Annotated in this window: 21 protein-coding genes and 1 pseudogene; 2 read left to right on the forward strand and 20 right to left on the reverse strand. The window is 72.2% G+C overall.

Annotation, left to right across the window (positions count from 1 at the left end):
• Window positions 1-23 precede the first annotated feature (23 nt).
• From AB0L59_RS19235 to AB0L59_RS19300, 14 genes and pseudogenes are all read right to left on the reverse strand, one after another.
• Window positions 24-1,403 (reverse strand): glycosyltransferase 87 family protein, encoded by a 1,380-nt coding sequence (locus AB0L59_RS19235; RefSeq protein WP_365585077.1) that lies wholly within the window; start codon window positions 1,401-1,403, stop codon window positions 24-26.
• An 8-nt stretch (window positions 1,404-1,411) separates the two neighbouring features.
• Window positions 1,412-2,815: a polyprenol phosphomannose-dependent alpha 1,6 mannosyltransferase MptB gene (mptB, locus tag AB0L59_RS19240; RefSeq protein ID WP_365584864.1), complete on the reverse strand. Its 1,404-nt coding sequence runs from the start codon at window positions 2,813-2,815 to the stop codon at window positions 1,412-1,414.
• 321 nt (window positions 2,816-3,136) lie between these two features.
• Window positions 3,137-4,075, reverse strand: a complete 939-nt coding sequence (locus AB0L59_RS19245; RefSeq protein ID WP_365584867.1) for a glutaminase — start codon at window positions 4,073-4,075, stop codon at window positions 3,137-3,139.
• A 50-nt stretch (window positions 4,076-4,125) separates the two neighbouring features.
• A complete protein-coding gene (gene aspA, locus AB0L59_RS19250; RefSeq protein ID WP_365584870.1) occupies window positions 4,126-5,535 on the reverse strand; it encodes an aspartate ammonia-lyase in 1,410 nt (469 codons plus the stop codon).
• A gap of 130 nt (window positions 5,536-5,665) precedes the next feature.
• The gene (locus AB0L59_RS19255; protein WP_365584873.1) at window positions 5,666-6,682 is read right to left on the reverse strand and encodes an asparaginase; all 1,017 of its coding nucleotides are present in this window, start codon (window positions 6,680-6,682) and stop codon (window positions 5,666-5,668) included.
• A 41-nt stretch (window positions 6,683-6,723) separates the two neighbouring features.
• On the reverse strand, window positions 6,724-8,163 hold the full coding sequence (locus AB0L59_RS19260) for an amino acid permease (RefSeq protein WP_365584876.1): 1,440 nt from the start codon (window positions 8,161-8,163) through the stop codon (window positions 6,724-6,726).
• Window positions 8,160-8,894, reverse strand: coding sequence for a FadR/GntR family transcriptional regulator (locus AB0L59_RS19265; protein ID WP_365584879.1), 735 nt, complete (start codon window positions 8,892-8,894; stop codon window positions 8,160-8,162). Before AB0L59_RS19265 ends, AB0L59_RS19260 begins: the two co-directional genes overlap by 4 nt.
• A 118-nt stretch (window positions 8,895-9,012) precedes the next feature.
• The gene (locus tag AB0L59_RS19270; protein ID WP_365584882.1) at window positions 9,013-9,849 is read right to left on the reverse strand and encodes an undecaprenyl-diphosphate phosphatase; all 837 of its coding nucleotides are present in this window, start codon (window positions 9,847-9,849) and stop codon (window positions 9,013-9,015) included.
• Between the two features lie 74 nt (window positions 9,850-9,923).
• Window positions 9,924-10,298, reverse strand: coding sequence for a fluoride efflux transporter CrcB (gene crcB / locus AB0L59_RS19275; protein ID WP_365584884.1), 375 nt, complete (start codon window positions 10,296-10,298; stop codon window positions 9,924-9,926).
• Window positions 10,295-10,675 (reverse strand): DUF190 domain-containing protein, encoded by a 381-nt coding sequence (locus AB0L59_RS19280; protein ID WP_365584886.1) that lies wholly within the window; start codon window positions 10,673-10,675, stop codon window positions 10,295-10,297. The genes crcB (AB0L59_RS19275) and AB0L59_RS19280 overlap by 4 nt, the downstream gene beginning before the upstream one ends.
• A complete protein-coding gene (gene crcB, locus AB0L59_RS19285) occupies window positions 10,672-11,133 on the reverse strand; it encodes a fluoride efflux transporter CrcB (RefSeq protein WP_365584889.1) in 462 nt (153 codons plus the stop codon). The genes AB0L59_RS19280 and crcB (AB0L59_RS19285) overlap by 4 nt, the downstream gene beginning before the upstream one ends.
• A gap of 89 nt (window positions 11,134-11,222) precedes the next feature.
• Entirely contained in the window at window positions 11,223-12,191 is a 969-nt protein-coding gene (locus AB0L59_RS19290; RefSeq protein WP_365584892.1) for an SMP-30/gluconolactonase/LRE family protein, read from the reverse strand.
• A 67-nt stretch (window positions 12,192-12,258) separates the two neighbouring features.
• Window positions 12,259-12,546 (reverse strand): ArsR family transcriptional regulator, encoded by a 288-nt coding sequence (locus AB0L59_RS19295; protein WP_365584894.1) that lies wholly within the window; start codon window positions 12,544-12,546, stop codon window positions 12,259-12,261.
• A gap of 263 nt (window positions 12,547-12,809) precedes the next feature.
• Window positions 12,810-13,024: pseudogene (locus AB0L59_RS19300) on the reverse strand (glycosyl hydrolase 53 family protein); the annotation flags it as partial.
• Window positions 13,025-13,257: 233 nt separating this feature from the next.
• Here AB0L59_RS19300 and AB0L59_RS19305 point away from each other — a divergent pair.
• Window positions 13,258-13,608 carry a VOC family protein gene (locus AB0L59_RS19305; RefSeq protein WP_365584897.1) on the forward strand — a complete coding sequence of 117 codons (351 nt, stop codon included), beginning with the start codon at window positions 13,258-13,260 and terminating at the stop codon, window positions 13,606-13,608.
• A 76-nt stretch (window positions 13,609-13,684) separates the two neighbouring features.
• Window positions 13,685-14,083 (forward strand): MarR family transcriptional regulator, encoded by a 399-nt coding sequence (locus tag AB0L59_RS19310; protein ID WP_365584899.1) that lies wholly within the window; start codon window positions 13,685-13,687, stop codon window positions 14,081-14,083.
• On the opposite strand, the gene pqqB is transcribed toward AB0L59_RS19310, so the two are convergent.
• The 6 genes from pqqB to AB0L59_RS19340 all read right to left on the reverse strand — a co-directional run bounded on the left by pqqB (window position 14,080) and on the right by AB0L59_RS19340 (window position 19,749).
• Window positions 14,080-14,976, reverse strand: a complete 897-nt coding sequence (pqqB, locus tag AB0L59_RS19315) for a pyrroloquinoline quinone biosynthesis protein PqqB (protein WP_365584901.1) — start codon at window positions 14,974-14,976, stop codon at window positions 14,080-14,082. The two genes, AB0L59_RS19310 and pqqB, sit on opposite strands and share 4 nt — an antisense overlap.
• 61 nt (window positions 14,977-15,037) lie before the next feature.
• Window positions 15,038-16,150 (reverse strand): hypothetical protein, encoded by a 1,113-nt coding sequence (locus AB0L59_RS19320; protein WP_365584903.1) that lies wholly within the window; start codon window positions 16,148-16,150, stop codon window positions 15,038-15,040.
• 145 nt (window positions 16,151-16,295) lie between these two features.
• On the reverse strand, window positions 16,296-16,694 hold the full coding sequence (locus AB0L59_RS19325; protein ID WP_365584905.1) for an SseB family protein: 399 nt from the start codon (window positions 16,692-16,694) through the stop codon (window positions 16,296-16,298).
• A gap of 288 nt (window positions 16,695-16,982) precedes the next feature.
• Window positions 16,983-17,690, reverse strand: coding sequence for a GntR family transcriptional regulator (locus AB0L59_RS19330; RefSeq protein ID WP_365584908.1), 708 nt, complete (start codon window positions 17,688-17,690; stop codon window positions 16,983-16,985).
• Window positions 17,687-18,238: a cysteine hydrolase gene (locus tag AB0L59_RS19335; protein ID WP_365584910.1), complete on the reverse strand. Its 552-nt coding sequence runs from the start codon at window positions 18,236-18,238 to the stop codon at window positions 17,687-17,689. Before AB0L59_RS19335 ends, AB0L59_RS19330 begins: the two co-directional genes overlap by 4 nt.
• Window positions 18,235-19,749 (reverse strand): cytosine permease, encoded by a 1,515-nt coding sequence (locus tag AB0L59_RS19340; protein WP_365584912.1) that lies wholly within the window; start codon window positions 19,747-19,749, stop codon window positions 18,235-18,237. The genes AB0L59_RS19335 and AB0L59_RS19340 overlap by 4 nt, the downstream gene beginning before the upstream one ends.
• Window positions 19,750-19,779: the final 30 nt, after the last annotated feature.

Below are 19,779 nucleotides of genomic sequence, written 5' to 3' on the forward strand. Positions count from 1 at the left end.
CTGGTGGTGACCGTGATGAACCCTCAGGCCGGTGGCGGGTTCACCGTGTACCAGGAGGCCCGCGAGCTGCTCGACTGGGGCTTCGAGGCGGCCGGACACGTGGATCCGGTCGGTTCGCTGGACGGGTTGCGCGTCAAGTCGCGGCAGCCGTCGGTGACGACGGCACCGGTGGTGGCCGCCGCCACGTCCACGCGCGCCGCCTCGGCCTGGCCGGGAACCGCCGTCGTCGCGGGGCTCTCGGGACTCGGCGCCGCGGCCATGGTGCTGGTGCTGCGGGCCGTGGGCAGGCGGATCAAACGCGGCTGACCCGCCGGCAGGCCGAGCAGCAGGCCCAGCGTGATCCAGGTATAGGTGTTGCTGCCCAGGAAGCCGCCGATGCCGGAGGCGCCGTCGAACCACAGCCAGACCACGCTCGTGCACAGCACCGCGTACAGGGCTCCCGCGATCCGCGGGTGCCCGGTGCGCAGCAGCACGGCGAAGGAGGGCAGCAGCCACACCAGGTGGTGCACCCAGGTGATGGGGCTGACCAGGCAGGCCGCCGCGCCGGTGAGCGCGAAGGCCGCCGTCCAGTCGCCCGCCCGCACCGCCCTGCGGGAACGCCACGCCCAGACGCACAGGGTCAGCAGGACCGCCGACGCCCACAGCGCCCGGCCCGGCTCGCCGAGACGGGCCAGCACCCCCTGGAGCGACTGGTTCGACACGTAGTCGAGCCGTCCCACCCGGCCGGTGTCCCACAGGGCCTCGGTCCAGTAGAAGCGGGACGCCCGCGGGTCCGCCCACGCGGCCAGCGCGGTCGCGGCGACGGCCACGGCCGTGGCGACGCCGGCCGCCCGGCGCCGCCCCGCGAGCAGCAGCAGGCCGATGAAGAGGGCGGGCGTGAGCTTCACCGCGGCGGCCAGCCCGATCCCGGCACCCGCCCAGCGCTCCCGGCCGGTCGCCAGCAGCCGGCAGTCCGCGAGGACGAGGGCCAGCAGCACCAGATTGACCTGGCCGAAGCTGAAGGTGTCCCGCAGCGGCTCGAACAGCGCCAGCAGACACAGGCACAGCGACCACCGGTACCAGCCGTGCCGCCGCCAGCCGGGCCCGGCCAGTATCCGCAGGATCACCGCCAGCGCGGCCAGGTTGACCAGCAGGGACGCCACGATGGCCGAGGTTCGGCCGAGCAGGGCCAGCGGCAGCATCGCGACCGCCGCGAACGGCGGGTAGGTGAAGCCGTACATCGTGCCCGGCACCCGGTAGTCGTAGATCCGGCCCCCGTGGTGCGCCCAGGTGTGCACGGTGCCGTAGTAGACGCGCAGGTCGAAGAAGCCGCGCAGCAGCGGCACCGTGGCGGTGAACACGGTCACGGCCAGGGCGAGGGCGAGGACGAGCAGCACCCGGCCGCGGTCCGTACGGGGTCGCAGCGGCCCGTTCACGCGATCCGTCCCGGTGCCGGGGCCTGGGCCGCCTGGTGGGCCTGCCACAGCACGACCACGCCGAGCACCCCGCCCGACACGGCGAGCACCAGTTGTCCGAGGTCGGCGGGGCCACCGCTGGGCAGGACGGCGAGCGCGAGGACACCCGCCAAAGCCGCGACCCGGTGCCGTACCGAGGTGCTGGGCGCGGCGGCGGCGATGAGGAAGAGGCCCCACAGCACGTACCAGGGGCGGATCGCCGGGCCGAACACGGCGACCGTCAGCAGGCTGAGTCCGAGGGCGTAGACCGGTCTGAGGCGCAACCGGAGCCATATCAGTGCCACGGCGACGGCGGTGGCCGCGATGCCGAGCAGATGCCAGGCCGGCACGGCCAGCGGGGCGAGGCCGCTGCCGAGGTGTTCCAGCAGGGCGCCGGTGGCACGGCCGAGCAGGCTGGTCAGGGCCCAGTTGTGCGGGGAGACCGGGGTGTCCAGGGCGCCGATCCAGCCGTAGCCGGTGCCGGCGACGGCGGTGGCGGCGACCGTCGTGACGGCGGAGGCCACCGCAGTGCTCAGCACGGTCGGCAGCGGGCGCCCGCCGGCGCGGACCCGGAGGGCCACGACCGCCAGCAGACCGAGCGCGGCCGGCGCCTTGACCAGGGCGGCGAGGGTGACGAGGACGGCTCCGAGGACACCGCCGGCCGGCCGGTCCCCGCGTGCGGCGACCAGGCCGAGCCCCAGCAGGCCGAGCATCAGGGCGTCGTTGTGGGCGCCGGCGACCAGGTGCAGCAGGACGAGGGGATTGAGGGCGCCGAGCCATAGCGCGGCGGCCGGGTCGGCGCCGCTGTGCCGGGCGAGGCGGGGCAGCGCCACCGCCATCAGGGCCACGCCGAGCAGGGCGACCAGGCGCATGCCCAGCAGGCCGGCCGGCAGCTGGCCGCGGGTCAGGCCGGACAGCGCGGAGGCCAGGGCCAGGAAGGCGGGGCCGTAGGGCGCGCCGGTGTGCTGCCACATCGGGGCCACCTCGTCGGCGAGCGGGCCGCCGAGCTGGGCGGGGCCGTGGGCGTAGACGTCCATGTGGGCGTCGACCATGGCGCCCTGCGCCAAGTAGCTGTAGACGTCCCGGCTGAACAACGGCGGCGCGAGCAGCAGGGGTGCCGTCCACACGGCGAGCGCCAGCAGCAGGGCGCGCGGGGTGGGCGGCTGGGGACCGCGCACCAGGCGGCCGAGCAGCACCCAGGCCGCTATCAGCAGGACGACACCGAAGTACACGCCGACGAGTCCGAGCGCGACCTGCACCGAGGCAGGGGCCAGGAGATCCTGCACGGGCAGGGCACCGGCCGTCTCACCGCCCAGCGCGAGAAAGGCGGTGCCGGCCAGCCCGAGCACCTGGCAGCGGCGGAGATCGACGGGGAATGCCATGGCCAACACTGGTTCAGCGTGTCAACGCCGGGTGGCCGGAAGGCGACGCTCTACTCACCTGCGGGCGGCCTGCATGTAACGGGCGGGTGAGAAACGACGACTTCCGGGCGTCCACGGGAGGACGTGCACGGCGCGGCGTCCGCAGGACGGCCCCTGGCGCCGCTGCACGGTGGCGTGCGCACGGCCGGTGTCGACGGGCCGATCAAGGTCTCCGCGCCGGCGTCGGCCGTGGTGGCATGCCGGACGGGCTCGGCATCGGGCAGGCGGAACGTCAACGGCTTCTCTCACGGCTCCTGAGACGACCGGCCGTACGGCGTCCCGTCAGAACACCGAGAGTCCGGTCAGCGTGGTGAACCTGTCCAGGGCCGCCACGCCGGCCACCGAGTTGCCGCGCTCGTCCAGGCCCGGACTCCATACGCACAGCGTGCACCGGCCCGGCACGACCGCGATGATCCCGCCACCGACCCCGCTCTTGCCGGGCAGCCCCACGCGGTAGGCGAAGTCCCCGGCCGCGTCGTACGTCCCGCAGGTCAGCATCACCGCGTTGACCTGCTTGGCCTGGCTGCGGGTGAGCAGCCGGCCGCCGTCGGCGCGGATGCCGTGCCGGGCGAGGAAGCCGGTGGCGAGGGCCAGGTCGGCGCAGGAGGCGGTGACGGAGCACTGCCGGAAGTACTGGTCGAGCAGGACCGGCACGTCGTTGTCGATGTTGCCGTAGGACGCCATGAAATGGGCGAGGGCGGCGTTGCGGTCGCCGTGCGCGGTCTCGGAGGCCGCGACCTCCTTGTCGAAGTCCAGGGAGGCGTTGCCGCTCTCGGCGCGCAGAAAGGCCAGCAGTTCCCCGGCCGCGTCTCCGGTACGGGTCAGGAGGCGGTCGGTGACGACGAGGGCGCCCGCGTTGATGAAAGGGTTCCGCGGGATGCCGTTCTCGTACTCCAGCTGTACCAGGGAGTTGAAGGGGTTGCCGGAGGGCTCGCGGCCCACGTGCTCCCAGAGTTCGTCGCCCTCACGGGCCAGGTCCAGGGCGAGGGTGAAGACCTTGGTGATGGACTGCGTGGAGAACGGCTCGCGCCAGTCACCCACCCCGTACACGGTCCCGTCCAGCTCGGCCACGGCCATGCCGAAGCGGCGGGGATCGCAGGCGGCGAGGGCCGGGATGTAATCGGCCGCCCGACCGCGGCCGGGCGTGCGTTCCATCTCCTCGGCGATGCGCTCCAGGACCGGCAGGAAGGTGAGGGACGACGTCGTTGTCATGATCACCATTGTGCCTCCCGCTCGGTCCCGGAGCGTAATGGAGTCCGCGTCACCGCAGGTCAGGCGGCAGGTGCCCCGCTGCCGGCGACGACCTCGGGGCGCAGCAGCTCGGCGAGCCGCCCGGCCGGCAGCAGGCCCTTCTCCAGGACGAGTTCGGCCACCCCGCGGCCGGTGACGAGGGCCTCCTTGGCGATCTCGGTGGCGGCCGTGTACCCGATGTGCGGGTTGAGGGCGGTGACCAGGCCGATGGAGTTCTCCACGTTGGCGCGCAGCCGTTCGGTGTTGGCGGTGATTCCGGACACGCAGCGCCCGGCCAGGGTGAGGCAGGCGCTCTGGAGGTGGGTGATGGACTCCGACAGGGAGTGCAGGATGATCGGCTCGAAGGCGTTGAGCTGGAGCTGCCCGGCCTCGGCCGCCATGGTGATGGCGACGTCGTTGCCGATCACCTCGAAGGCGACCTGGTTGACCACCTCGGGGATCACCGGATTGACCTTGCCCGGCATGATGGACGAACCGGCCTGCACCGGCGGCAGGTTGATCTCACCGAGACCCGCGCGCGGGCCGGAGGACAGCAGCCGCAGGTCGTTGCAGCTCTTGGAGAGCTTGACCGCGATCCGCTTGAGCACGCCCGACATCTGGACGAAGGCACCGCAGTCCTGGGTGGCTTCGACGAGGTTGGCGGCGGTGACCAGGGGCAGCCCGGTGATCGCGGACAGGTGCCGGCGGGCGGCCTCGGCGTAGCCGGCAGGGGCGTTGAGCCCCGTACCGATCGCCGTGGCGCCGAGGTTGATCTCATGGATCAACTCGACGGCCTCGGCGAGGCGGCTGCGGTCCTCCTCGATCATGACGGCGTAGGCCGAGAACTCCTGCCCGAGCGTCATCGGCACGGCGTCCTGCAACTGGGTACGGCCCATCTTGAGCACGTCGCGGAACTCGACGGCCTTGCGGGCGAAGGCGTCCTGGAGGACGGCCATCGCCTTGAGCAGCCCACGGACCGCGAAGACCGTCGCCACCTTCACGGCGGTCGGGTAGACGTCGTTGGTCGACTGACCGAGGTTGACGTCCTCGTTGGGGTGCAGGTACCCGTACTCCCCCTTGGCGTGGCCGAGGAGTTCCAGCGCGCGGTTCGCCACGACCTCGTTGGCGTTCATGTTGGTGGACGTGCCGGCGCCGCCCTGGATGACGTCGACGACGAACTGGTCGTGCAGCTCGCCCGCCCGGATCTCCTGGCAGGCGGCGACGATCGCGCGCGCCTTCTCCGGCGCCAGCAGGCCGAGTTCCTCGTTGGCGAGGGCGGCGGCCTCCTTGACGGCGGCCAGGGCGTCGATCAGATGCGGGTAGGCGGAGATCGGGGTCCCGGTGATGGGGAAGTTCTCCGTCGCGCGCAGGGTGTGCACACCCCAGTACGCGTCGACGGGTACGTCACTGTCGCCGAGCAGATCGTGTTCGCTGCGGGTGACGGCGGTCATGAGGGTTCAGGTCCTCTTTCTGAGGGTTGAGGGTCGGTGCGCCCGCAGTGAGGCGCGGGGAACTGCGCGACCAGCCACGCACGGCCGTCGGACCGGCGTCGGCCCGCAGTCCCCATCGGTGTTCGGCGGACTACGCGCAGGCGGTGAACGGAACCGGATCGAGCGCACGCACGGCCCGCACACGACCCACCGGCTCGCCACCCCCGAGCAGCGGCTCCCCGGCGAACTCGGTCAGCAGCTCGGGTTCCACGCCGGCGCGGGCAAGGGCAGCGGCGGCCACCGGAATCCGTGCCCGGTTCGCACCGTCGGCGATCTTCACGGCGATGGCCCGGCCATCGGGCAGCGCAGCGACCTGCACTCCCTCGAAGCCGTCCTTGGCGAGCAGCCCGGGCACGGCCCGCATCAGCGCGGCGACATCGCGGCCGGAGCCGGAGGCCATCTCGGCGTGCTCGCGCATCGCGTCGGCGACCTTGGCCTCGGGCGTGCCGGGGGCGGCCGAGGTGATCCGGGACAGGGCACGGGCGAGGCCGTGCAGGGAGATGGAGAACAGCGGCGCGCCGCAGCCGTCCACGGTGACCCGGGCGACCCGCTGGCCGGTCAGGTCCTCGACGATCTCCTGTATCGCCTGCTGGAGCGGGTGCTCGGGGTCGAGGTAGTCCCGAAGGGACCAGCCGTTCAGCTTGGCGGTCCACAGCATGGCCGCGTGCTTGCCGGAACAGTTCTGGGCGAGCCGGGAGGGCATGCGGCCCTCGCGCACCCAGGTGTCCCGGACGACCGGGTCGAAGGGCATGTCGGGGACGTTGCGCAGGTCGTCCTCGGTGAGCCCACCGAGTTCGAGGATGCGCCGGGTGCCGGCGAGATGCCGCTCCTCGCCGGAGTGGCTCGCCGCGGCCAGCGAGAGCAGTCCGCCGTCGAGGGGCAGTCCGGCCCGCAGCATGGCCACGGCCTGGAGGGGCTTGACGGCCGATCGCGGGTGGAAGGCGGCCTCGATGTCGCCGAGCTGGAACTGCACCCGGCCGTCGGCGCCGAGGACGACGACCGAGCCGTAGTGGATGCCCTCGACGACCCCGCCGCGGATGAGGTGGGCGACGGGGGCGTGGAGGGGCTCGCGGACGATGGGTGCGTCTGCGGGGGAACTGCTGTACATCACTGCCTGCATCGATGAGTCGGGGTGGGCCGGGGTGCGGGTCACGCGTCGGCGCCGGTGGATGTGCGGGACACGCGGCCGCGGATGCCGTACCAGCCCGCGACCAGCGCTGCGACGATCAACGGCAGACAGAGCACGGTGGTGCGTCCGGCGCCGCCGTCGGCGTACATGAGGACCAGGACGGAGGCGAGGAACGCCAGCGTCACCACTTCGGTCCAGGGGGAACCCGGCAGCCGGTACGGCGGCCGGATCAGCTCGCCCTTCCGGGTCTTGCGCCAGAAGAGCAGGTGACAGAGCATGATCATGCCCCAGGTCGCGAGGATGCCGATCGCCGCGAAGTTGAGGACGATCTCGAACGCGTCGGCGGGGACGACGTAGTTGAGGCCCACGCCGAGGACACAGATACCGCTGGTGAGCAGGATTCCGCCGTACGGGACCTGGCTGCGGCTCATCCGCGCGGTGAACTTCGGAGCGGACCCGCTCATGGCCATGGAGCGCAGGATGCGGCCGGTGGAGTACAGGCCGGAGTTCAGCGAGGACATGGCGGCGGTGAGCACGACCAGGTTCATCACGTCGCCGGCGGCGGGCACGCCGATGTGCGCCAGGACGGTCACGAAGGGGCTCTCGCCCGCGCTGTACTTGTTCCAGGGCATGAGCATGGACAGCAGGACGACGGAGCCGACGTAGAACAGACCCACGCGCCACATGATCGAGTTGATCGCCTTCGGCATGATCTTCTCGGGGTTCTCGGTCTCGCCGGCGGCGACGCCGACCAGCTCGACGGAGGCGTAGGCGAAGACGACGCCCTGGATGATCAGCAGCATGGGCAGCAGGCCGTTGGGGAAGACGCCGCCGTTGTCCGTGATCAGGGACGGGCCGGGGTGGTGGCCGGCGACCGGGTGCTGCGTGACCAGCAGGAAGATGCCTATGCACATGAAGACGACCAGGGCGGAGACCTTGACGATCGCGAACCAGAACTCCAGTTCGCCGAAGATCTTCACCGAGATCAGGTTCACGGTCAGCACGACACCGAGGGCCGTGAGCGCGATCACCCACTGCGGGATGTCGGAGAACATGCCCCAGTAGTGGGTGTAGGTGGCGACCGCCGTGATGTCGGCGATGCCGGTGGTCGCCCAGTTCAGGAAGTACATCCAGCCCGCGGTGTAGGCGCCCTTCTCGCCCAGGAACTCACGGGCGTACGACACGAAGGCACCGGACGACGGGCGGTACAGGACGAGTTCGCCGAGGGCGCGTACGACCAGGAAGGCGAAGACGCCGCAGACGGCGTACGCGATGAACAGGGAGGGCCCGGCGTCGGCGAGCCGGCCGCCCGCGCCGAGGAACAGGCCGGTGCCGATGGCTCCGCCGATGGCGATCATGTTGACGTGCCGGTGCTTCAGGCCTTTGCTGTAGCCGGCGTCTCCGGCGTCGACATGGCCGGACGAGGGGCGCGTCTCGTCTTTGAGGTGCTGCTCGCTCACGCCTCGGGTCCGCCTTCCGTGGGCAGGTCGTCCGTCCGCTGGGGACGCACGATGTCGGTGAGGGTCGTCTCGACGCGGTCCAGATGGTGGCTCATGGCCTGCACCGCGTCGTGTTCGGAACCGTCGATCAGCGCCTCGACGATGGCCCGGTGCTCGCGGTTGGACTGCTCGCGGCGGCCGCCCAGCTCGTTGAGGAAGGCCGACTGACGCGCCAGTGCGTCGCGGATCTCCTCGATGACCCGGCGGAAGACCGGGTTCTGGGCGGCCTCGGCCACGGCGAGGTGGAAGAGGGTGTCCATCGCGACCCAGGCCGTGGTGTCGGTCTCCCGCTCCATGCGGTCGAGCAGGTGAGCCAGGTGGTCCAGGTTCTCCGGGCCGCGACGCAGGGCCGCGTAGCCCGCGACCGGGATCTCGATGTGCCGGCGCACCTCGAGCAGGTCGCTGGCCGCGTAGTCACCGAAGGTGGGGTCCTCGACGGCGTTCGCGACGACGAAGGTGCCCTTGCCCGTCCGGGAGACGGTCAGGCCCATCGTCTGCAGCGCGCGCAGTGCCTCGCGGAGCACGGGCCGGGACACCTCGAGGGTGCGGCACAGCTCGGCCTCGGAGGGGAGCTTGTCGCCGATGGCGTACTCGCCGCGCTCGATGGCGCTGCGGAGGTGGGCGAGGACCGCTTCCATGGCGCTCACGCGCCGGGGGCCCCGACCACCTGTCTGGCTGTCTGACAGGTTCACGGGAGCGATCCTGCGGGTTGCGTGCCGGCACTGTCAAGGTGCTACGTAAGGAAACATTCACGGGGTGCGGCGCCTGAATGCAGGCATCCGCACCCCGTGGGTGATCAGCAGAGTTCGGTCAGGCGCTGAGGACGCCCGTGGCGAGCAGGCCGATCAGGCCCACGCCGATGACGATGCGGTAGATCACGAAGGCGTTGAAGGAGTGCTTGGCGACGAACTTCAGCAGCCAGGCGATGGAGGCGTAGGCGACCACGAAGGAGATGATGGTGCCGACGGCCAGCGGAGCCGCCCCCACGCCCGCGCCGAGGGCGTCCTTGAGCTCGTAGACGCCTGCGCCGGTGAGGGCCGGGATGCCGAGGAAGAACGACAGGCGGGTGGCGGCGACACGGTCGAGGTCCCGGATGAGCGCGGTGGACATGGTCGCGCCGGAGCGGGAGAAGCCGGGAAAGAGCAGGGCCAGGATCTGGGAGCAGCCGACCCACATCGCGTCCTTGAAGGACGTGTCGTCCTCCCCGCGCTTGTGCCGGCCCATCTGGTCGGCCGCCCACATCACACCGGAGCCGACGATCAGCGAGCCGGCGACCACCCACAGGGAGCCGAGCGGGCCGTCGATCAGCGGCTTGGCGGCAAGACCCACGATGACGATCGGAATGGTGGCGGCGATCACCCACCAGGCGAACTTGTAGTCGTGGTGGTAGCGCTCCTCGCGGTTGGTCAGACCGCGGAACCACGCGGAGACGATCCGCTTGATGTCCTTGAAGAAGTACACGAGCACGGCGGCGATGGCGCCGACCTGGATGACGGCGGAGAACCCGACGACGGAATTGTCGTCGACCGGGATGTTCATGAGTCCTTCGGCGATCTTCAGGTGACCCGTGGAGGACACCGGGAGGAACTCGGTCACCCCCTCGACGATGCCGAGGACGACGGCTTGACCGACGGAGATGGCGCTCATGGGATCCAGTTCTGAGGAGAGTTGGTCGACAGTGCTGTAGACAGTACTTGTTGCGCCCGGCGCGGTGGCAAGCGCTAGGCCCACAGGGCGTGAGCGAGTGAGACACCGGTGAAGGCCGCGGCGAGTCCCGCCACGACGCTCGTGGCGACGTTGACGGCAGCGTAGAGGCCGGAGCCCGCCTCGGTCAGCCGCAGGGTCTCGTAGGAGAAGGTCGAATACGTCGTCAGCGCCCCGCAGAGCCCGGTGCCGACCAGAAGCTGCAGATGGGGACCGGCGGCCCCGGCGGAAACCGCGCCCGTGAGCAGCCCGAGGACCAGGGAACCGGTGACGTTCACCACGAAGGTGCCCCAGGGGAAGACCGAGTCGTGGCGGCCCTGCACGGCACGGTCGGTGAGATAGCGCAGCGGTGCGCCGAGCGCGGCTCCCGCGATGACGAGCAGCCAGTTCACAACGACTTCTTACCCTTCGGATCCGTGTCCCCCTGGCCGCTCGCGCGACCCACGTACCGCACGACCTCGCACTCCTCCAGGGTCACGAGCCCCTCGTCGACGAGCTCGTCGAGTTCCGGCAGGAACGCCCGTACGCGCTCCTCGGTGTCCACCACGACGACCGCCACCGGCAGGTCCTCGCTCAGGGACAGCAGGCGGGAGGTGTGGATGCGGGAGGAGGCGCCGAAGCCCTCGATGCCCCGGAAGACGCTCGCCCCGGCGAGTCCGGCCGCGTGCGCGCGGTGGACGATCTCGGAGTAGAGGGGCTTGTGGTGCCAGGTGTCGTCCTCGCCGACGTAGACGGTCAGCCTCAGGGCCCGGCCGGTGAGTGACGTCATCGCTGCCTCCCGGTCAGCACCCGGCGGGCGGCCACCGAGGCGAGCCACACCGCGGCGAGGGCCGCGCACAGTGTCGCGGCGAGATAGACGAGGCCCAGGCCGGGGCGGCCGGCGTCGACCAGTCGGCGGATGTCGACGGCGTAGGTGGAGAAGGTGGTGAAGCCGCCGAGCACGCCGGTGCCGAAGAAGGGGCGCACGAGGCGGTGGGCGGCCCACACGTCGGTGATGAGCACCATGAAGACACCGATCACTGCGCAGCCGATCACATTGGTCCAGAAGGTCGCCCAGGGGAAACCGCCGGGCGGCGTGGGCCAGGCGAGGGTGAGCCCGTAACGGGCGCACGCGCCGAGGGCACCGCCGACGGCGACCACCGCGACGACGGGTGCCTGAGCGCGCCACTCCGACCGCCGACGGGGGGTGGGGCGGGCACGGAGGCTCTCGGCTTCCGGGGCTGTCATGCGCTTGCGTCTCCTGTTCGGCCTGCCCCGACGGGTCTTCCGGCCTGCCCCGACGGGTGATCACGGCCGGGCACCAGCCTACCGCCGTGTCAGCGGGCCACGGGCCGGGCGCAGACCGCGACGCCGGGCTCCCGGAGGCTGCCGAGGACGAGATGGTCCCCGGCCGCGCAGACGCTCGTGACCATGCGGAAGCCGGAGCGCCGGCGCACCAGGTGGCGGACGGTCCGTCCGGTGTCGTCGAGGGCCATCACCCCGATCGTCCCGCTCGGGCGGTACGGCGCGTGTACGGCGGCCCGCGCGGCGGCGGCGCGCACGGCGGGCGGGGTGCGGTGCAGGAGGTTCAGCGGTGGGACCCGGGGACTCGCGAGGGCCACCCAGATCGGGCCGCCGGGGCCTTCGCGCCAGAGGTTGTCCGGCATGCCGGGAAGCGTGGCGAAGAGATCGGCGTGGCCGGCGAGCGGACCGGAGAGGTGGTAGCGGGTGAGGCGGCAGGCGCCGGTCTCGGCGATCACCAGGAACGAGCCACCGCCGCCGACCGCCAGGCCGTTGGCGAACTGCAGCCCGTCCAGCAGGACTTCGGGCTCACCGCCCTCGGGCGGCAGGCGCAACAGCCGTCCGGTGCCGGTGTGTTCGACGATGTCGCCGATCCACTGCTCGAGCGGATAGCGGCGGCTGGAGACGGTGAAGCACACGGAGCCGTCCGGCAGGGCGACGACGTTGCTGCAGAAGCGGAGCCGCTCCCCCGCCGCCGAGTCCGCGAGGACACGGACCGTGCCGGCGGCGCCTTCGACGGGATCGACACGCAGCAGGCCGCGTTCCGCGTCGCACACCAACAGGCCGCCGTCCGGCAGCGGTTCGAGTCCGAGCGGACGGCCGCCGGTCTCGGCCAGCAGCTCCACACGGGCCGTGCGCGGGTCCCCGACGTCGTGGACACGCAGGATGCGGCCGTCCTCAGCTCCGGTCAGCACGCGCCCGTGCGCGTCGGCCACCACGTCCTCGGGGCCACGGGCGCCGAGCGAGACGTGGTGCTGCGGGACGAGTGCCGTGGGTCGGTCCATGTGCGGTGCCCTTCGCCGTCGGTCGGCCCATCCTGCCAGCCTGGGACTGCCCCGCTCCGCCGTCCCCTCACCACCCCTTCTCGAACACCCGGGCCACCTCGGCGATGCGGATCTCGTCGCGCCGGTAGTAGGTGCGGCAGCGGATGCGGCGGGTGCGCAGCAGGCCGAGCCGGGTGAGGAGGTCCAGGTGGGCGACGGCGGTCCGGTGGGGCACGCCCAGCTTGGCGGCCATCGCCCGCGCGGTTACTCCCCTCTCGGCGAGGTCACGGCCGCGGTGTGCCGGGAAATGAGCAGCGGGGTCCTTGAGCCATTCCAGGATCGTCTGCCGCATCCGGCCCGAGGGGGTTCCCATCATCCGTCCGCCTCCGTCCCCGAGCTCCTCGTACGCAGTCTTCCCACTGTCGCGCGGGCGACTCCGTCGCGTCCGGGACCCGGCGGTCGTTGTCCGGTACCGAACGGCCGTGCGACCGGGGGAGGTGCATATGACCCCGGAAAATCGGCGAAGGCCCGGCCGCCCCTCACGGCCGGGCCCGTCACCGGCGGTCCAGCGGTGGCTGAACCACGTCACGGTGGAGAGCGCCCTGTCGTCGTAGCCGAACAGGGCCTGGACTCCCGGCCGTTGGAGAGCGGGCCGTGCCAGTAGCCGTAGCAGGACAGGCCGATCGCGTCGGACTTCACGCCGTCCGCGACCGCGTTGCCGAACCACCACTCGGTGGTGCCTTGAGCGCTCAAGGCGTTCAACACGTCGTACGTGTGGTGTACACGTCCGTCTTCAGATGACTGTACGTGTGGCTCGACCATGCGGCCGGCTCGGTCTGCGCGCCGGGGCGGGCCCGCACGGCGAGGGCCGGCCCCGGCGGTGGGCGCGTCGGTCCGGGAAAGCACCGGTGCCCGCCCTCCCCTTCCGGCCGGCGCAGTCTCATGGGCCGGGTCGCGGTCCTCCCGCCGATGGCGACGGGGCCGGCAACCGGTCAGGATCGAAGAAGCCGGGGCGGGCTGCCCGGCCCTAGCGTGAAGTACACCGGCGGAGACCCCGTCGGGCCACGCACCTGAGAAGGAGAGTCCCATGACCGCCGGCCTGCAGACGATCATCTACCCCGTCAAGGACAAGGACCGCGCCAAGGCCCTGTTCACCGTCCTGCTGGGTGTCGAGCCGTACGCGGACGAGCCCTACTACGTCGGTTTCAAGGCCGAGGGTCAGGACATCGGCCTCGACCCGAACGGTCATGCCCAGGGCATGACCGGACCGGTGCCGTTCTGGCACGTCACCGATCTCCGGGAGCGCCTCGCGGCCCTGCTGGCGGCGGGTGCCGAGGTGCTTCAGGACGTGCGGGACGTCGGCAACGGCCGGCTGATCGCGTCGGTGAAGGACCCCGACGGCAACCTCATCGGTCTGCTCCAGGACCCGGCGGCCTGAGCACCGGCTCTCCACCGCTTGCACCGGCACTAGTTGCACACTCAACAACTGGCTGGATCGGTGCTACGGTGCGGGTATGGCAGTCAAGACGGCCGACGCCCGGCTCGAGGAACGGTGGCGGGACATCCTCGCCGTGCACGCCCGCACGATGTGCGAGATCGACCGGGCCCTGCACCCGCACGGGCTGGGCGCCAGCGACTTCGAGGTGCTGGACCTCCTGGCGACCGAGTCACCCGCACAGGGCGAACACTGCCGGGTGCAGAACCTGGTCGGCCGGGTCCATCTCAGCCAGAGCGCGCTGTCCCGGCTGATCGGCCGGCTGGAGAAGGACGGGCTGGTGGAGCGCTCCGTGTGCGCGGAGGACCGGCGCGGGGTGTGGGTGGCGCTCACCCCCAAGGGCCGCGCGCTGTACACCGAGGTGCTGCCGCTGCAGCGGGCCGCGCTGGAGCGCATGCTCAGCGAGCAGGACCTCTAGAGCACCAGCTCGGCCCCGTCGGGCAGCACCTCGACGCCCTCCTCGGCGACACGCGCGCGTGCCGGCGACGCGGGGTCGAGCAGCGGGTTGGTGTTGTTGAGGTGGGTGTAGATCCGGCGGGCGCCGGCATGCCGGGACAGTGCCGCGAGGGTGCCGTCCGGACCCGTGACCGGCAGGTGGCCCATGGCGGCCTGCCCGGCACCGGACCGCACCGCCCTGCCCATCTCGTCGGCCGCGAAGAAGGTGCCGTCCAGCAGGACGCAGTCGGCCTCGGCGCACAGCTCCTCCAGCGCCGGGCTCCAGGCGCCCACACAGGGTGCGTACACCAGCACTCCCCCGCTGGCCAGGGACTCCACGCGGTACGCCGTCACCCACGGGCCGGCGGGGTCCGGCGCCTGCGCCGGTACGTACTTCGGAAGCTTCGCGCCCACCGGATGGGCCGTCACCACCAGCCCCCCGGCCAGCACGAAGCCGCCGTCGGCCAGGCTGTCCGCCCACTCCCAGGGACCGTAGCGGTCCAGGGCGGCACGGGCGGGGGTCAGGACGGCACGGACCGGTGGGGCGGCGTAGACCTTGAGTCCCACCGCTCCCCGCAGCTCGGCGAGGCCGCTGACGTGGTCCGCCTCTGCGTCGGTGAGCAGTACGCCACGCAGCGGCGTCTCCCGTGGGCCGGGGCCGGGCCACAGCGCCGGTGTGGCGGTGAGCTGGGTGCGCAGGTCAGGCGAGGCGTTCAGCAGCCACCAGTCGCGGCCGTTGCCGGTGACCGCGGCGCACTCCTGGGTGCGGGAGGGCAGCTTGCCGTCCCTGGCGGCCGTGCACAGCGAGCAGGCGCAGTTCCACTGCGGGAAGCCGCCCCCGGCGGCGGTGCCCAGCAGGACGACCCTCACGACCATCGGCTCCTTCGCACGCGTCCGGACCCCTCTCCGCTGGGATCTTCCCGCCTCGGGCCGGGGACTACCCGGCGGCGGGGGGCAGTTCCGGCCGTCCTGCGCCCGGTCTGCGGTCCATCGGGCGCTCCGGCGGGATCGGGCCGCCGGGGAAGTCGCGGGGACCTGTCCACAGCGCGGGTACGGCGTCGCAGCGGCGGCACAGCTCGTAGGCGATCGCCTCGTAGTTGACCCGCCAGCCCTGGAATTGCGGCCACGCCTCCTTCGGTGGGCGCTCGCCCTGGAACCCGGCCGACTCCAGCATGGCCGCGGCCGCGTCGAACTCGGCGAAGGTGAGCCGGATGGAGGCGTCCGGCGACGGGTCGGCGTCGAAGGGGATGCGCAGCGCGCGGGCGATGTCGCGCAGCGCGGTGAAGCCGGCCCGCAGCACCAGCCGGGCCTCGGGCGGGGCGAGCCGCGGGGCCAGGGCCAGCTGCATCGCGGCCGCGTCCATCACCGCGACGAGTCCGACCAACCAGCTGCGGTGCGGGCGCGGGGAACGGAAGGCCAGCAGGATGGGGTAGGTGGAGTGGCTCTCGCCCATGTCCGAGGCGAGGCGTTCCCAGGCGCGGTACAGCGCCGGCAGCGCGGTCTCGGTGTCGACCAGCCACTGCCGGGCGAGGATCTCCGGCCCCCAGGCGGGCTCGCCGGCCCGTGCCTGGAGCATGGTGACCTCGAGTTCGCGGCGGTTGTAGGCGGCGTACAGGGTGGGCAGATAGGCGATCTGCAGGGCGATCAGGATCGGTCCGGTGGCGGCGGCGACGAAGTCGAGCACCGACAGCTTCAGCCGGGCGCCGCTGGCGAATCCCAGCGTGAACAGGCTGGACCCGGCCTCCCGGAACGCGGTGGTCCAGGACAGCGGGGACAGCGAGTACAGCAGGAGGCCGAAGCCCAGCAGCGCGCCGGCGAGCCAGCTGGCGAGCATGCCGATGAGCATGAGCGGGGCGAGCCAGGTCTGGGCGCGGTCCATCGCGGGGTAGCCGCCGCGGAGGGCGGTGAGCCGCAGAAGTCTGCGCAGGGCCCACCAGAGGCGGAACACCAGCGCGGAATAAAGGCCTCTGGGCACCACGAGTGTGCGGATGATGCTGCTCAGGACCAGCACCAGGACCAGTACCCCTGCCGCGCCGGCGATGTATTCCATAGGCTCATTTTCGCGCCCAAGGAAGCGGGGGTGATCGCCGGGTGTGCGAGTGCGGGTGCGGTGTGGCTCGTCGCGCGCGTGGCGGAGCCACACCTCCGTGCGGCCCTGCGCCCCGTCCGCTCGCGGCCCCGTCAGGGGCGCTCGCTCATCGGGCCAGCAGGGTGCGCACGCCCTGTGACGTGAGCGTCAGGGCGTGGGTGGAGTTGCCGTCGATGGCCAAGGACAGGTCCTCCTCGGGCCACTGGGACGCCAGGGCGCCGAGCGGTATGAGGCGGTAGCGGGAGATGAACGGCAGCAGGTCGGCCATCTCGCCCTCCGTGGTGAACACGGGGACCACCGGGTCGCCTCCGGGTTGTTCGAGGACGGGCAGGGCCACGCTCGTGGCGTCGGCGCCCTCTCCGTCGACCGCGTCGTCCGGCACGGGGACGAGTACGTCACTGTGGGCGAGGACGTCCAGCGCGGACTGGTCCTCGGCGTTCACGGCCAGCGTGTCCAGCGCCTGCTGGGCCGGCGTCGGCAGGTCGTTGTGTGCGGGTGTCTCCATGGCAGATCCCCAGGTAGCGACAGTCGTACGGGCCTTCCGGGGCGGATTCGCGCCCCGGGCGTGCTCGCGCCTCGCGTACCCGGTGGGATGCCGGGCATGCGTGACGATCGGCGGGAGATCCGGTGCGGCCGGGTCTCGGTGGGGGCCGGGGACGGTGAGAACCGGCCACGGGCCCGTCCGGGTGGGCCCTGATGCGGGCGTATGCCGACGCAGCCCTGGTTCCGCGACGCCGAGCCGGGCGTCTTCGTCCACTGGGGCGTCCACGCGGTGGACGGCAGCCGTGGCCCGTCAGCCGCAGGCGAGGGTCAGCTGGAAGTGCTCGGGGTCGAGCAGGCTGACGACGTGCTCGACCAAGGAGCCGTCGGCCGCGCGGCTGGTCCGCCGCGTCTCGAGGAACCAGTCCCCCGGCGCGCGCCGCAGCAGCTCCGCCTCCCGGACGTCGACCGGTCGCCCCCCGATCCGCTGCTCCCCGTGGTCGGGCCGCAGTCCGGCGCGCAGCAGCAGCTCGGTGAGCGACTCCGGCCCGACGCCGCAGACGGGCAACTCGCGGAGCACGGGCAGGGGCGGCAGGGAGCTGCGCTCGTACGACACCACGGTGCCGTCCGAGACCAGCTCCCGGATCCGCTCCACCCGCACGAACGCGTCCCGCGCCAGGCCGAGTTCGGCGGCCAGCGCACCGTCGTGCGTCTCGCGTACGGCGAGGGTCCGCACGGTGGTGGCGGCGCCCCGCACGGCCGAGGCGCGGGCCCAGCCGAGCCGGTCGTCCGGCGGGCGGCCGTCGAAGAGGACGTAGGAGCCCTTGCCGGTGCGGGTGGTGATCAGGCCCTGTTCGGACAGTTCGGCGAGGGCCGCGCGGACGGTCGTACGGCTGACGCCGAACCGCTGGGCGAGCAGGTGTTCGCCGGGCAGCCGCTCGCCGGACCGGTGGCTGCCGTCTTGGATCTCCCGGGCCAGGATCCGGCTGATCCGCTCGTGCTTGAGCGGGACCCCGATCACGGCCCGGCCTCCGCGAGCAGGTCGTCGACGTTCGTGACCCGGACCAGCGGCCGGTACAGCTCCATGATCTGCAGGGCCTTGAGGTGGGAGTCGTCGTCGACGCCCGCGCAGGCGTCCGCGACCACGAGCACCTCGGTGCCGGCGTCGGCGGCGGCCAGGGCGGTGGAGAGCACGCAGCAGTCGGTGCTGACACCGGCCAGGACCAGGCGTGCGGCCGGGCCGACGCGGGCGGCGAGTCGCCGGGTCCACTTGCCGAAGGTGGGGGCGTCCACGACATGCGCGGCCAGGTGCGCGAACTCCTCGGACAGCTGCCAGAGTTCGGCGTCCGGGGGCTGGAGGGCGAAGGGCCACTCGCCGTAGTAGGCGCGCCAGGCCCCGGCCGGTTCCGCGGGGGCCAGGAAGCGGGTGAAGGTGACGCGGTCACCGAAGGCCGGCAGCAGGCTGCGGACGCCCGCCGCCGCGTCGGCGTACCGCGGGGTGGCCCACGGGCTCGCCGGGTCGGCGAAGACACGCTGCATGTCGACGACGGCGAGGTGCCCGGCGGTCATGCGTTCAGCACCCCCTCGTCGGTCGCCGGATTCGCCACCTGGGCCTCCTGGGCGCGGATCCGGCTCCGGCCCGGCAGCAGGGTGCCGAGGAAGGCGAGGGCCAGCGCGACCAGGACGCCGAGGTTGGCGTAGGCCCAGGCGCCGGACTTGCCGCCGAGGCCCAGCGGACCGAGGAGGTAACCCTGCCAGGTGAGCCAGTCGGCCGCGGTGTTGGTGACCAGGCCCCAGCCGACGGCCGTCGCCGCGAGCGTGAGCAGCAGCGATGGCAGGGAGATGTCGCCGTAGCGGCCGTGCGGGCGGTAGAGGTCGGCGTCGTCGTAGTCGCGACGGCGCAGGGCGAGGTCGGCGAGCATGATGCCGCACCAGGCGGCGATGGGGACGCCGAGCGTGGTGAGGAAGCCCATGAACTGTCCGAGGAAGTCGCCGGCGAAGAACACGATGTAGACCGAGCCTGCGATCATCAGGACGCCGTCGACGAGCGCGGCCAGGTAGCGGGGCACCGGAAGGCCGGCGGAGAGCAGGGCGAGACCGGAGGAGTAGATGTCGAGGACGGCACCGCCGACCAGGCCCAGGACGGCGACCACGGCGAACGGCACCAGGAACCAGGTGGGCAGGATCGTGGTGAGCGCGCCGATCGGGTCGGCCGCGATGGCCGTGCTCAGCCTCCGGGAGGAGCCGGCCAGCAGCAGGCCGAAGACCAGCAGGAGCAGCGGAGCGACCGAGGCGCCGAAGGTGGTCCAGCCGATCACGCCGCGGCTGGAGGAACCGCGGGGCAGATACCGGGAGTAGTCGGCGGCGGCGTTGACCCAGCCGAGGCCGAAGCCGGTCATCATGAACACCAGGGCGCCGATGAACTCCTGGGTGGAACCGGCCGGAAGGGCGCTGACGGTGCTCCAGTGGACGTGGTCGGCGACCAGCCCGACGTAGACGAGCGTGAGCACGCCCGTGATCAGCGTGATGGCGGTCTGCAGCCGCATGATCAGATCGAAGCCCATGACGCCGCCCACGACGGTCAGCACGGCCACGATGACGAGGGCGACGACCTTGGTCTCGGTGCCGCCGCCCCAGCCGAGGCGGCCGAACACGGTCGCGGTGGCCATCGTCGCGAGCGCCGTGAGGACGGTCTCCCAGCCGACGGTGAGAACCCACGAGATCACCGATGGCAGCTTGTTGCCACGCACTCCGTACGCCGCCCGGCTGAGCACCATCGTGGGCGCCGAGCCCCGCTTTCCGGCGACCGCGACGAAACCGCACAGCAGGAAGGAGGCGACGATGCCGAGCGCGCCGGCGACGAGGGCCTGCCAGAAGGAGATGCCGAAGCCGAACGCGAAGGCGCCGTAGCTCAGGCCGAGGACGGACACGTTCGCGCCGAACCAGGGCCAGAACAGCGTGCGGGGGGTGCCCTTGCGCTCCGCGTCCCCGATCACGTCGAGTCCGTGCGTCTCCACCTGCGTCGGGCGGCCGGAGGATCCTCCGCCGGTGAGGCCGAGGGGGTCCCGCGGGTGCGTCATCGCCGAGCCACCTACCCTACCTGTCCAGAC

The organism is Streptomyces sp. NPDC052109, from assembly GCF_040680195.1.
Lineage (GTDB): Bacteria > Actinomycetota > Actinomycetes > Streptomycetales > Streptomycetaceae > Streptomyces.